13 protein-coding genes are annotated in these 13,122 nt (G+C 64.5%); 8 read left to right on the top strand and 5 right to left on the bottom strand.

The window, feature by feature from the left end:
- Nucleotides 1-69 precede the first annotated feature (69 nt).
- The 6 genes from N7E70_RS07625 to N7E70_RS07600 all read left to right on the top strand — a co-directional run bounded on the left by N7E70_RS07625 (nucleotide 70) and on the right by N7E70_RS07600 (nucleotide 4,457).
- Nucleotides 70-333, top strand: a complete 264-nt coding sequence (locus N7E70_RS07625; RefSeq protein ID WP_154385649.1) for a glutaredoxin family protein — start codon at nucleotides 70-72, stop codon at nucleotides 331-333.
- Entirely contained in the window at nucleotides 330-1,349 is a 1,020-nt protein-coding gene (locus N7E70_RS07620) for a 2Fe-2S iron-sulfur cluster-binding protein (RefSeq protein ID WP_371818622.1), read from the top strand. Before N7E70_RS07625 ends, N7E70_RS07620 begins: the two co-directional genes overlap by 4 nt.
- Before the next feature lie 41 nt (nucleotides 1,350-1,390).
- Entirely contained in the window at nucleotides 1,391-1,825 is a 435-nt protein-coding gene (locus N7E70_RS07615) for a hypothetical protein (RefSeq protein ID WP_154385651.1), read from the top strand.
- Nucleotides 1,826-1,896: 71 nt separating this feature from the next.
- A complete protein-coding gene (locus tag N7E70_RS07610; protein WP_263005986.1) occupies nucleotides 1,897-3,447 on the top strand; it encodes a multicopper oxidase family protein in 1,551 nt (516 codons plus the stop codon).
- 166 nt (nucleotides 3,448-3,613) lie between these two features.
- Nucleotides 3,614-4,009: a Cu(I)-responsive transcriptional regulator gene (cueR, locus tag N7E70_RS07605; RefSeq protein ID WP_154385653.1), complete on the top strand. Its 396-nt coding sequence runs from the start codon at nucleotides 3,614-3,616 to the stop codon at nucleotides 4,007-4,009.
- A 10-nt stretch (nucleotides 4,010-4,019) separates the two neighbouring features.
- Nucleotides 4,020-4,457, top strand: a complete 438-nt coding sequence (locus N7E70_RS07600) for a YqaA family protein (RefSeq protein WP_154385654.1) — start codon at nucleotides 4,020-4,022, stop codon at nucleotides 4,455-4,457.
- Between the two features lie 93 nt (nucleotides 4,458-4,550).
- On the opposite strand, the gene N7E70_RS07595 is transcribed toward N7E70_RS07600, so the two are convergent.
- The 3 genes from N7E70_RS07595 to N7E70_RS07585 are packed head-to-tail and all read right to left on the bottom strand — an operon-like array spanning nucleotide 4,551 to nucleotide 8,905.
- Nucleotides 4,551-5,621 carry an ABC transporter ATP-binding protein gene (locus N7E70_RS07595; protein WP_185910313.1) on the bottom strand — a complete coding sequence of 357 codons (1,071 nt, stop codon included), beginning with the start codon at nucleotides 5,619-5,621 and terminating at the stop codon, nucleotides 4,551-4,553.
- The gene (locus N7E70_RS07590) at nucleotides 5,621-7,876 is read right to left on the bottom strand and encodes an ABC transporter permease (RefSeq protein WP_154385656.1); all 2,256 of its coding nucleotides are present in this window, start codon (nucleotides 7,874-7,876) and stop codon (nucleotides 5,621-5,623) included. Before N7E70_RS07590 ends, N7E70_RS07595 begins: the two co-directional genes overlap by 1 nt.
- 3 nt (nucleotides 7,877-7,879) lie before the next feature.
- On the bottom strand, nucleotides 7,880-8,905 hold the full coding sequence (locus tag N7E70_RS07585; RefSeq protein WP_182573794.1) for an ABC transporter substrate-binding protein: 1,026 nt from the start codon (nucleotides 8,903-8,905) through the stop codon (nucleotides 7,880-7,882).
- A gap of 197 nt (nucleotides 8,906-9,102) precedes the next feature.
- Between N7E70_RS07585 and N7E70_RS07580 the strand changes: the two genes are divergently transcribed.
- Nucleotides 9,103-9,582, top strand: coding sequence for an NUDIX hydrolase (locus tag N7E70_RS07580; protein WP_154385658.1), 480 nt, complete (start codon nucleotides 9,103-9,105; stop codon nucleotides 9,580-9,582).
- 153 nt (nucleotides 9,583-9,735) lie between these two features.
- Entirely contained in the window at nucleotides 9,736-10,755 is a 1,020-nt protein-coding gene (locus N7E70_RS07575; protein WP_182573793.1) for a LacI family DNA-binding transcriptional regulator, read from the top strand.
- Here N7E70_RS07575 and N7E70_RS07570 read toward each other — a convergent pair.
- Both N7E70_RS07570 and N7E70_RS07565 read right to left on the bottom strand, forming a co-directional pair.
- Nucleotides 10,713-12,440 (bottom strand): metallophosphoesterase family protein, encoded by a 1,728-nt coding sequence (locus tag N7E70_RS07570; RefSeq protein ID WP_263005985.1) that lies wholly within the window; start codon nucleotides 12,438-12,440, stop codon nucleotides 10,713-10,715. The genes N7E70_RS07575 and N7E70_RS07570 overlap by 43 nt on opposite strands.
- A 29-nt stretch (nucleotides 12,441-12,469) precedes the next feature.
- Nucleotides 12,470-13,102: a dual specificity protein phosphatase family protein gene (locus tag N7E70_RS07565; RefSeq protein ID WP_263005984.1), complete on the bottom strand. Its 633-nt coding sequence runs from the start codon at nucleotides 13,100-13,102 to the stop codon at nucleotides 12,470-12,472.
- Nucleotides 13,103-13,122 lie beyond the last annotated feature (20 nt).

The following is a 13,122-nucleotide window of genomic DNA, read 5'->3' as shown; positions in this document are numbered from 1 at the left end:
CTTCCGGCGGCACGCTCGCGCAATGAAGCAGGCCGCTTCTTCCCAACCCCTCAATCACGCGAGGCCACCATGCCGAACGCTCCCTGGATCGAGATCTACACCACGCCCACCTGCCCCGACTGCCTGGCGCTGAAGCGCTGGCTCAACGCTGAGAACCTGCCTTTCGTCGAGCGCGATCTGCGCAACCCTGAAATCGCCGACGAAGCCAAGCGCCGCACCGGCGTGCGGGTCGCACCGATCACCATTATCGACGGCAAGCACGTCTTCTTCGGCACCTTCCCGACCCAGCGCGCCGAGATAGCGGCGCTGCTCGACCTGACACGGGCTGCATGACCATGACCTACCTGACCCTGCCCCAACCGGGCCGCCGCATCGCGGTCGGCGATAGCAAGACGATCCTGCAGGCAGCGCTCGATGCCGGCATCGCCTACCCCCACAGCTGCCGTTCCGGCCGCTGTGGCGCCTGCAAGTCGCGCCTGGTCTCAGGCCATGTCGAGCTCGGCAAACACTCGCCCTTCGCGCTCTCCGAACAGGACCGCGCCGACGGCTTCATCCTTGCCTGCCGTGCAGTGCCGAGCGACGACGTCGTCGTCGAATGGCTGGCCGAAGCCTTCGCTGCTCAGCCGGCAGAGGCACAGAAGGCCGAGGTGGTCGCCATCGAGCGCATGACGCACGACATCCTTTCGATCCGCCTCGCGCTCGCCGATCGTACAAGCTTCCGCTTCGCCGCCGGCCAATATCTGTCGCTGGCGGTGCCGGGTGCACCGGCGCGCAACTATTCGATGGCCAGCCGGCCGAACGAGGAGCTTGTCGAGCTGCATGTCAGGGCCGTGCCGGGCGGCCTGACCAGCGGCCGGATCCACGCTTCGCTTGCTGCGGGCGACACCGTCCAGATAGATGGCCCGGCCGGTTCCGCCTATCTCCGCGAGGTGCATTCAGGCCCGATCGTCGCCCTTGCCGGCGGCAGCGGCCTTGCGCCGATCAAGTCGATCGTCGAGACGGCACTGCATCAGGGCATGGCCCAGCCGATCCATGTCTATTTCGGCGTCCGCGCCGAGCGTGACCTCTATCTGGTCGAGCATTTCCGTGCGCTGGAAAGACAGTTTCGCAACCTGAGCTTCATGCCGGTGCTGTCCCAGACCGCATCCGATGGCTGGCGTAACGGCTTCGTCGCCGATGCGCTGGCACAGGACCACAGCGACCTCAACGGCGCCAAGGCCTATGTCGCCGGACCGCCTGCGATGGTCGATTCCTGTTTGGCGGCACTTGGAGCGCTTGGGGTGCATGCCTTCGACATTCACGCCGACGTCTTCTTCACCCCCGAGGGCAGCGACAACAACGGCGCTTGACCTTGCAGGGGTGCAATCCCCATTGATAGGATATGCAATCCATGCGGCACATCGCAGACACAACCCGCCCTTTCCTCGCCAACCGGCGCGGGCAGATTGGCGCGCGCATTGCCGTCATGGACGACGGCAGGGCCAAGGCGTTCAAGATCCTGCGGCTGATGTTGCCGCTGGCGCTGCTGTTTGTCCTCGCGCTAGGCCAGGCAGCTTCCGCGCATCAGGGCGGCAGCCAGCATCAGCCACATGCTGCCCAGAGCGTATCGCATCATGCCAAGGCTGACATTGCCTGCTGTGGCGACCTCACGCAGGACGAGAAGGCATGCCTGGCGCAGTGCCTCGTCTCGTGCAGCTATTGCGCGCCGTTGCCTATGGCGACGGCCTTCCCCGACCTGACAGGCATTTCGCCGGCTCCGGCCAGAACCGAACCGCTCCACGGATCGATCGCCTCGCCGCATCTCCGGCCACCGTCCCTCTCCTGAACTGACGCGTTTGGACGCGCACGCCCCGGCACATTCCCGTGCCGGGAGACATCAGTTTTGGAGACAATGAAATGAACACCCTTTCGCGCCGCGGCTTCCTCGCGGCATCAGCGGCAACGCTTTGTGCTGCCGCAGTCCCGTCCCTGCTCATGCCGGTCCGCCCGGCCCGTGCCGACGGCCACAAGGTCATCACCGCCGGCAAGCGCGTCATCGAGGTCAAGGGCAAGGCCGCCAATGTCTTCGGCCTTCATCAAGCCGACGGCTCTTCCGGCATCGTCATGAATGCCGGCGAAAACTTCCGCGTCCGGTTGAAGAACCTCATCGGCGAGCCGACCGTCATCCATTGGCACGGCCTCACCCCGCCATGGCAGCAGGACGGTGTCGCCGACATCTCGCAGGAGCCGATCCCCGACGGCGGCAGCCACGACTACGACTTCCCCCTCGCCCGCCCTGGCACCTTCTGGATGCATTCACATTTCGGCCTTCAGGAGCAGTTGATGCTCGCAGCTCCGCTGATCGTTCGCGACCCTGACGAAGCAGGCCAGGACGTGCAGGAGGTGGTGGTTCTGTTCCACGACTTCACCTTCCGCGACCCGCAGGAGATCCTCGCCGAACTCAAGGCGGGCGGCCACGACATGAGCGCCATGGCGCCCGCTCCCGCACCCGAGCCAGCAGCCGGCGGCAGCCACGAGGGCCACAACATGTCCGGCACGGCGATGCCCAGCGGCCAGACAAGCCACGACACGATGGACCATGGCGCGATGGGCGCCATGCAGATGAGTGGCCAGGCGGCCGGCCAGATGGGCGGCATGTCCCACCTGCAGGACGTGCAGTACGACGCGCTTCTGGCCAACGATCGCACCCTCGACAACCCAGAAATATTCTCCGTCGAGCCAGGCGGACGTGTCAGGCTGCGCCTCATCAACGGCGCCGCCTCGACCAACATGTGGCTCGACCTCGGCAAGCTCCAGGGCAAACTCTTTGCGGTCGACGGCATGCCGGTCGAACCGGTTGAAGGCACGCGCTTCGAGTTCGCCGTCGCCCAGCGACTCGACATCCTGCTCGAACTGCCGAAGGAAGCCTCTGCCTGGCCGGTCTTCGCCGTGCAGGAAGGTGGCCGCATGCGCACCGGTGTCGTGCTCGCCGCCAAGGGCGCGTCGGTCGGCAAGCTTGCCGACATGGCCGACGAGGATTTCCCCGCCGTGGGCGTCAACCTTGAGCAAAGGCTGCGTGCCACCAAGCCGCTGTCCGAGAAGGCAGCAACTCGCAAGCACACGATGATGCTCGGCGAAGGCCCCAACTATGTCTGGACGCTCGATGGCGCCATGCACGGCCAGGACAAGCCGCTGGCGGTGGCGAGCGGCGACCGTTTCGAGCTGACCTTCATGAACCACACCACGATGTCGCACCCGATGCATCTGCACGGCCACCATTTCCAGGTGGTCGCCGTCAACGGCAAGCGTTTTGCCGGCGCGGTGCGTGACACGGTGCTGGTGCCGGCCAACATGGGTATGGTGACCATCGCCTTCGACGCCGACAATGCCGGCAAATGGGCGCTGCATTGCCACCATCTCTACCACATGGTTGGCGGCATGATGACGTCGATGGCCTACGCCGACTGAGCCTGAAAGTGGGTCGGGGCGGCATCAGCTGCCCCGGCCCATCACGATTTCGCCAGCCCCTTGAACTTCCAGTTACTGGAAGCTTTATATGACAACAACTCGCTCTCGAGCGCGGTGCATCCGGATGGACGCACAAGGCCGCTCCAGGATGCGCAAGGAGTGACAGATGAACATTGGTACCGCTTCGGAAAAGTCGGGCCTGCCGGCCAAGACCATCCGCTATTACGAGGACATCGGCCTGTTGCGCCCCGACCGCGCCGACAACGGCTATCGCGATTATTCGATGTCGGACGTGCACCGCCTGCGTTTCCTGCAGCGCTCGCGCAGCCTCGGCTTTTCGGTCGAGGAATGCCGCCAGCTGTTGTCGCTTTATGGCGACAAGGAGCGCGAAAGTGCTGACGTCAAGGCCCTTGCCGAGACCAAGCTTACCGAGATCGACCGCAAGCTCGCCGAGCTGACCGAGCTGCGCAACACGCTGCGCCACCTCGTGCATAACTGCCATGGCGACAGCCGCCCGGACTGCCCGATCATCGACGGCCTGTCCGGCCGCGTCACCCAGTAGCCGGCTTTCGATGACCAGCCTCGCCGCCTATGGCGGCCTCTTCGTCGCGGCCTTCGCCGCCGCGACGCTTTTGCCCGCCCAGTCCGAAGCCCTGCTCGCCGGGCTGGTCGTCAATGGCGGCTACTCGCTCGCCCTGCTGATCGCCGTCGCCACCCTCGGCAACGCGCTCGGTTCGCTCGTCAACTGGTTGCTCGGCCGCCAGGTCGAGCGCTTCAAGGACCGCCGCTGGTTTCCCGCCAGTCCGGGCGCTCTCGCCCGCGCCGAGGCCTGGTACCACCGCTACGGCCGCTGGTCGCTGCTGCTCTCCTGGGTGCCTGTTATCGGCGACCCGCTGACCTTGATCGCCGGCATGCTGAAAGAGCCGTTGTGGAGTTTTCTGGGGTTGGTCGGGGCCGCCAAGCTGCTGCGCTACCTCGCAGTGGCGGCGGCAGCGCAGAGTTTCATCTGAGACCAACCCGTCTAGACTGGTCTCCTGAGGCAAGGTCTTGGTCACGGCATGGCAACTGTGTTCAAGCGAAGCGCTTCGGTGCAACAGGCAACCTCAGGCCCTGATCAACACCGGTCCCCGTGCGGCGAACCCCACGCCAACGTCCTGCCCCGGCACGAACGGCGCATCGACGTCGGGCGACACGGCAAAGACCTCGCCGAACTCGGTGCCGATCATGAACTCGAGGTCGGAGCCGACATAGGTGACCTTATCGAGCCTCCCGGGAATGGTGCTCGGCGCGCCCACCGCCCGGATCTGGATCCGGCTTGGCCGCACCGCCAGCTTCGCCGGCCCCGGCCGCATGCCGCGCGCGTCGAGCTGCGTTTCGAAACCGCCTAGCCGCACAGTGGCAAGCTCACCTTCTACCGAGGCGATATCGCAATCGAAGATGTTGGCCTCGCCGATGAAGTCGGCGACGAAGGCATCCGCCGGCGCGTCGTAGAGTTCGCGCGGCGTGCCGTCCTGGGCGATGACGGCATTGTTCATGACGATGATGCGGTCGGAGACGGCCAAGGCCTCCTCCTGGTCATGGGTGACGTAGACTACCGTCAGGCCGAGCTTGGTCTGGATGTCGCGGATTTCCTCGCGTACCCGGCGCCTGAGCTTGGCATCAAGATTGGACAGTGGCTCGTCGAACAGCAGCACCTGCGGCTCCAGCACAAGCGCCCGCGCCACGGCGACGCGCTGCTGCTGGCCGCCGGACAGCTCGCTCGGCAGACGGTTGCCATACCCCCCGAGGCCGACGAGTTCGAGCCCGGCGCGGGCACGATCGCCGATTTCCCGCTTGGCGAAGCCGGAGAATTTCAGCCCGTATTCGACGTTCTCATTGACCGTCATATGCGGAAACAGTGCATAGGACTGGAACACCATCGACACGTCGCGGTCGGTCGCCGGCAGATGCGTAACGTCGGTCCCGCCGATAAGGATTTGTCCGCGCGTCGCCATTTCCAGCCCCGCGATCATGCGCAAAGTCGTCGTCTTGCCGCAGCCGGACGGGCCGAGCAGCGTCACCAGTTTGCCTGCCTCGACAAACAAAGACACGTCGTTGACCGCCGGCGCCGGGCTCTTGCCGTAGACCTTGGTGACCGCGCGAAACTCCACCGAAGCGGCGTTGCTCTTGATCATCAGCTCCCTCCCGAAAATGCCGGTTGGCTCACATTGGTGCGCGACTGCGAGAGTTCATGGCCACGGCGACCGATGTTGCGGCGACCGACAAGCAGCTGCATCAGCCCGACCACCGCCAGCATGACGCCGATCAGCACCGCCGAATAGGCGATCGCGATACCGTACTCGTTGTTTTCGACACGGCCGACGATGTAGCTCGTCGACATGTCGTAGCGGGCGCTGACCAGGAAGATGATGGCGCTGATCGCCGTCATGGCGCGCACGAAGGAATAGACGAGTGCTGCGACGATCGCCGGCCGGAGCAGCGGCAGCACCACCTTGCGGAAGGTCTGCCACGAATTGGCGCCCAGCGTCAGCGATGACTCGTCCAGGCTCTTGTCGATCTGCGACATCGACGCCACCCCTGCCCGCACGCCGACCGGCATGTTGCGGAAGATGAAGGACAGAACGAGGATGATGCCGGTGCCGGTCAGCTCGATCGGCGGCACGTTGAAGGCGATGACATAGCTCACACCGATGACGGTGCCCGGAATGGCAAAGGACAGCATGGTGCCGAACTCGAAAGCGTTCTTGCCGGCAAAATTCTGCCGCACCAGAAGATAGGCGGTGAGCAGGCCGACGGCCGCCGTCAGCGGCGACGAGATCAAGGCGATCTGCAAAGTCGTCCAGAACGAGCTCCAGGCCGAGCCCTTCCAGTGGATGCCGAACTCGTTCCAGCCCACCGCGAATGCCTTCACATAATGGGCGAAGGTCAGGCTGTGATCGACGCCCCACAGCTTGACGAAGCTGCCGTAGAAGATGGTGGCGTAGACGAAGATGGTGAAGGCGACCCAGAAGCCAGCCGTGGCGTAGACGGCGCGCTTGAGGCCCGCGGGCAGCTGCGGATGAACGCCAGCATCGCCCTTTCCGGACATCGTCGTATACGACTTCTTGCCGAGCCAGAAACGCTGGGCGTAAAAGGCAAGCAGCGTGAAGACGAGCAGCACGATGGCGAGCACCGCTGCCTGCGCCTCGTCATTCTGTGCGCCGACGATGGCGAAGAAGATTTCCGTCGACAGCACGTCGAAATTGCCGCCCAGCACAAGCGGGTTGCCGAAGTCGGCCATGCTCTCGATGAAGCCGAGCAGGAAGGCATTGGCGAGGCCCGGTCGCATCAGCGGCAGCGACACCGTCCAGAAGGTCTGCCAGCGATTGGCGCGCAGCGTCTGTGCCGCCTCCTCCATTGACGGGCTGACGCCTTCGACGACGCCGATAAGCACCAGGAAGGCGATCGGTGTGAAGGCGAGCAGCTGCGCGATCAACAGGCCCGGCAGGCCATAGATCCAGCGCGTCGGCTGGATGCCAAACAGCTCCGAAAAGGTCTGCGTGACAGCACCGGATAGGCCGAAGAGCAGGATGATGGCGAGGCCGATGACGAAGGGCGGCGTGATGATCGGCAGCACCGTCAGTGCGCGCAGCAGCTTGCCATGGCGGAAGCCGGTGCGGGTCACCATCAGCGCAAAGACGAGGCCGAGCACCGTCGTCAGCACCCCGACGAGCACCGCGAGGAACAGCGAGTTCCAGGCGACGCCGCAGCGGCTGCCGCCGGCCAGGCAGTCGAGGCTCCAAAGCCGCGGACTGAACAGCTTTCCGAGGAAGGTGGTGACCGAATAGCCGCCGTCCTCGGTGACCAGCGCATTGGCCAGCATCTGCAGAATCGGCATGAAGATGAAAAGGCCGACCGCCGCCACCACGAAAGCGATTGTCGAGACGACGAAGACGTCGCCGCCGACGGCGCCGCGCGCGGCAAGACCGACGGAAAACAGGAACAGGAAGGCGAGGCCGACCAGCAGCGCGCCATAACCCATGCCGAACTGGCGATCGCCAAGCTCGCCGAACAGTCCTTCGAGCCAGCCGAACTGCCAGCCCCGCAAGCCGATGGCGAAACCCTGGAACAGCAGCCAGGCAAAACCCGCGGCACCGACCGCAACCAGCAGCTTGCCGAAGATCGGATCGGATTTCGTCCGCCCCCACAAGAACAGCGGCGCGGCCAGGAGCAGACCGAGCGGGGCCAGCCACAGCTTCTCACCCTTGAGGTTGAGGATCAGCACCGGTGCGAACTCGCTGTCGAGCGGATAACCCTCGAACAGCCAGGAAAAGCCGAAGAACCCGTCTTCGACGCCATACCAGGGCAGCACGGCAAAGCCGAGCAATCCGACCACCGTCCAGAGGACGACGGTCGGATGCAGGCGGCCGCTTACGTCGCGGGAGCGCATGGATTATTGCGGCAGCGAGGAGACCTCCATGTCCCATTTGCCAAGCAGCCGCTTGCGCTCCTCGCTGGAGCCGTACTTCTTGAAGTCGTAGTCGATCAGCTTGATCGTCGAGAGATCAGGCGTCAGCTCGGAGACGGTCGCCGCCTTGTTCGACGGCAGCTGGAACGACTTCACGTCCTTGGCCTTGCCCTGCATGTCGGCGGACAGCGCCCAGTCGTAGAACTTCTTGGCCGCCTCAGCATTGCGCGCGCCCTTGATGATCGACATCGAGCCGATCTCGTAGCCGGTGCCCTCGCAGGGGGCGACCGTCACGATCGGGAAGCCAGCGGCCGTCTGCGCCACCGCATCATGCATGAACACGATGCCGACGGTGGTCTCGCCGAGGCCGGCGGCCTTGATCGGCGCCGAGCCCGACTTGGTGTACTGGTTGACGTTCTTGTGCAGGGCTTTCATAAACTCGAAGCCCTTATCCTCGCCCATCAGCTGCACCATCGTCGCCAGCGTCGTGTAGGCGGTGCCCGACGAATTCGGGTTGGCGATCTGGATCTGGCCCTTGAATTCGGGCTTGGTCAGATCGGCCCAGCACTTCGGCTCAGGCAAGCCGTTCTTGGCGAGCAAGTCCTTGTTGTAACCGAAGCCAAGCGCGCCAGAGTAGACGCCGATCGTCTTGTTGCCGGCCGCCTCGGCCTGCTTGATCGCCCAGTCGTGCAACTCGCCGCGCATCGGCGAGACATATTCCTCGGTCAGGTTTTCCTCGGCTGCCTGCAGATGCGGGTCGCCGGTGCCGCCCCACCACACGTCGCCCTTGGGGTTGCTCGCTTCGGCGCGCACCTGGGCATAGGTCTCGCCCGAGCTCTTGCGGGTCATATCGACGGTGATGCCGGTCTTTTCCTCGAAGCCGGTCTTGATCTGCTGGCACCAGGCCTCGTCGGCGCTGCAATAGAGCGTCAGGCTTTCAGCATGCGCCGACGCGCCGCCGGCCATCATCAACCCGGCCAGCGCGGCCGAACGCAAAAGGGCAGTTTTCATATCTCGATTCCCTCCACACAATTATTCGCCGTCTAACGATCTGTTGTCGCTTTGGTCACTTGCAGAGTGAGTGCTTTTTGCGCATTTTGCAATCGTGTTCATTGCACTATCTTGAGCGTCATGAACCCTAACGGGCCGAGGCGATACAATCGAAGCCGACAGTGCTTCATACCGACAAAGGAAATGAACGGGCGAAAATGCCGAAGGACAAGAAGACCATCCGCAAGGCGAGCAAGGGCGAGCGCATTGCCCAGGTCGCTGCTATCCCGTTCCGCGTGAACGAGGGCGGCGAGCTTCAGGTCATGCTTGTGACGTCGCGCGGCACGCGCCGTTTCATCGTCCCCAAAGGCTGGCCGATGAAGGGCAAGAGCGGGCGCCAGGCCGCGCTGATCGAGGCGCGCGAAGAGGCCGGCGTGCGCGGCAAAGCCCTGAAAAAGCCCGCAGGCAGCTATTGCTACTGGAAGCGGCTGTCGACCAGCTTCGTCCACGTCGTGGTCACGGCCTATCTTATCGAGGTGACCGAGGAGCTTGAAGCCTGGCAGGAAGCGGGTGCCCGCCAACGCGCCTGGCTGACGCCAACCGACGCGGCCGTGCTCATCGACGAGCCCGAGCTGTCGACCCTGATCCGCAATCTCACGCTCGCCGATCTCCTCCAGCCCGAACCCGTCGCCGCCTGACAGCGGGCGGCGGGGAATTCGGCTCGCCGACATTGCAAGATTCCGGTTCCAGGATTGCAGACTGCCCGATCCGATTGTATCAGGGGAACAGTCCTTGCACATTTGTGCAAGCAGCCAAATGCGGTCGACGACCGACCCAAACTGGAGCCGCCGATGTCCGAACTCAAGCCGGGCAGGTCATTCGTAAGCGCACAGCAGGTCGCCGAATTGGCCGGCGTTTCACGCTCGGCCGTGTCCCGGACCTTCACCGACGGCGCCAGCGTCTCCGAAACCACGCGCAAGAAGGTGCTCGAGGCCGCCGAAACGCTCGGCTACCACGTCAATCACCTCGCCCGCAGCCTGATCCATGAGGACAGCGGCATCGTCTGCCTCATCGGCGCCGACATCAACACGCCCTACCATTCGCGCCTGATCGACGCGATCACCCGGCGCCTGCAGGCGATCAACCGCGTCGCCATGGTCATCAACACCTCTGGCGACACAGACAGTGTCGAAGCAGCGCTGCGCCAGACGCTGAACTACCGCGCCAACGCGACGGTCGTCCTGTCGGGCACGCCCCCGACATCGTTGATCAACACCTGCCTCAACAGCGGCCAACATGTCATCCTGATCAACCGCGACGATCATCTCGACGGGCCGGAAAACATCAGCGTCGACAATGCGGCGGCCGCCCGCGAGGCCTTCCACATGCTGCACCGTGCCGGCAGCCGGCGCATTGCCGTGGTGTCGTCGCAGGCCGGAACGCCGAGCCTGGTGGCGCGCGAGCGCGCCTTCGAGACGGCCGCTGGTGAAGCGGGGCTGGATGTTACCATCACGCGCGCCGGCCCCACCGGCTACGGCGCAGGTTTCGAGGCCGGACGACTTCTGCTCAGCGGCTCGCACCGGCCGGACGCCGCCTTCTGCGTCACCGACCTTTTGGCCTGCGGTTTCATGGATGCGGCACGCGTCGAGTTCGGCATGAATGTGCCGGAGGAACTCTGCGTCGTCGGTTTCGACGACATCGAGCAGGCAGGCTGGGCGTCATACCAGCTGACCACCTTCCGCCAACCGATCGTGCAGGTGGCCGATCACATCACTATGCTGCTCGACGGCGAGGATCCGCTGCGCCAGCGTGGCGGCAGCGTCAGCTTTCACGCCGACCCGGTCTGGCGCCGGACCGTACGGCCCAAATGATCCCTTGGCATCACCTCGCCAGTGGCGAGGTCGACGGAAAAGTCGCGTGACGGGGCACTGGCCAGCCAGTCGCTCAGCATCCGCATGAACGATGCCAGCCTGTCCTGAAGGCTTCCCGCCGGCCAGGCGCCGGCGGCGAAACGCGCGGCGAGATGACGATAGATCGCGATGCGCGCGGGCTCGATGAAGTCGAGCGCCAGCTCGCGGCCCTTGCGCAGCCTGTACCAGTCGACGATCATCTCAAAGAACGGCAAGTCCTGCAGCTTCGTCGGTCCGGTTCTGGACACCGAAGCAACGACCGAGGGTAGATCTTTCGGAGTCAGCGGCGCCACGGTCCTCGCCAGCATCTCCAGGTCGCCGAGGCAAAGCTGCGGCACGAGCGCAGCCAGGTCCTGCGGCCACTCCTTGGGCAGGTAACGGTGCCTGACCATCTCGGCGAGATGCCGGCTGAGGAAATCGGCATGGCCGGTCGCTTCGGTCACAGCAGCCGACGTTCCCTCCTGCTCCGCTTCGACACGATAGAGGGCAAAGGCAATGTCATATGACGGCACGTCGCTGACGACCACCGTCTCGACCTCAAGTCTTTCGCCGGACATCTCTACGACCTTGTAGGCCGGTGGAAAGCCGACCATCGACGGCACGGCGATGTTGACCAGCCAGTCGTCGCCGTCGCGGAAGACGGCGGTGTCGTTGATATGCAGGTGGCCGCTGAAATGCACGTTGATGCCTGTGGCAGCTGCCGCCTTCGACACCTCCGCCCGCGGCGTGCGGCGCAGGAAACTGGTGTCGTTGAGCAGCCTCGCCTCGTCCGCCCAGGTACCGTTGAGCGGGTCGATAACAGGGTAGTGCGAGAAGGCGACCAGCCGTTTGCCCAACGCTTCGGCGCGCGCAGCAACGTCCTTCATCCAGTCGAGGACAAAACCTTTGTTGCGCGGCATCGCGTTCCAGCCGGCGTCCGTGCTGTCGTGGTAACTCTTCTCCAGCGTCGGATCGAGGTCGCCGTTCTTCGGCTCGAAGACATTGGCGTCAATCGACAAGAGCCACAGCCCCTCGACCGGTTCGACGAGGAACGAGGCGTCAATCATCCGCCGCATCGTCTGCCCATCCCCGGACACGATCTCGAAGGTCCGCGCCTCCAGCCTGTCGTCGGTGCCGAACGGGCATTCCCAATGAAGGTCGCCGTCGCGCCTGAAGAAGCCGAGATCACCCAGTGCCGGGATAGCTGCGCCATACCCGCCGCAATACATGTCGTCCGAGACGATGCGCTCGACCGAGCCGCCCTGCTCCGCCAAGGGATCGCTCGTCACCAGCATGTGCGATCCGTCCGGGTTGAGGAAGCGCTTGCTCTGGTGGCGGCCGTGGATCGCATAGAGATCGTGATTGCCGGGCGTCGCCACGAAGCGCAGGCCGAAGCGCCTGGAATACTCGGCAAGCAGCGCCGTCGCCGCGGCCATCGTCGACTGCTGGCCGTCATCGGTCAGGTCGCCGGCGATGATGACAAGCGAGATGCCGCGCCTGACGATGTCGTCGAGCAGTGCGTGTGTGGCATGGAAGCTTTCGTTGAACACCCGCGTCGACGCATTGGTGTCGGCCAGCGTCCGCAACGCCACCCTGTCCCCACGCCCCACGCTCTGGCGATTGTCGATGTCGTGGAAATGCGGGTCGGCGATGACGGCAATCTTCATGTCAGTCTCACAGCAAAACGAGCGCGCCGTCAGTCCTTGGAGGCCAGGGCCGGCGCAGGCAAGCCCTTGTCAATCATGGCGATCCATTGCGCTGCCTTGCGTGCGGCCTCGACCAGCATCGGCTTGGGCGCTTCATGCCATTCGTCGCGGCGCAAATCACGCCGGGTGCGCACATGGTCGAGCGCTGCATCCAGCGTCGGGAACTTGGCCGGCATCTCGACATGCAGGAACAGCGCCACCAGCGACACCGAGCGGCTGCGGCCGCCACGGCAGTTGACCAGCACATTGCCCTTTTCGCGACGCTTGTAGGTGACCTTGTCAGGCAGCACCTGGCTCAGCGCTCCGCGCAGCAGGTAGAAGCCGGACAGCATCATGGTCTCGGGATTGCCGTGGCCATCGATAAGGCCGAGCTTGTAGTAGCGCACGGCGCCGATGCCGTAGATCGCGTCAGCCGCCTCCCCTTCGCCGAACGGCTCGGTGGCGTAGTTGAAGTCGAGATTGACGGCGCAGTTCACCACCGTGGTGATGTTCTTTTCCCTGAGCAGTTCGAGGTCGCCCGCGCCGTCCATGCCGCCGACATAGATGTCGATGCCGTAGCCGGCGATGTCACGCTCGATCAGGCTGAGCGCCGGGCGCTCATATCGCGGGCTGTTGCTGTCCATCTGGCGGCCTTGACGCTTGA

It is taken from the genome of Aminobacter sp. NyZ550 (assembly GCF_025628925.2).
Classification (GTDB): Bacteria; Pseudomonadota; Alphaproteobacteria; order Rhizobiales; family Rhizobiaceae; genus Aminobacter; species Aminobacter ciceronei.
This window is presented reverse-complemented; position numbering and strand designations above follow the sequence as displayed.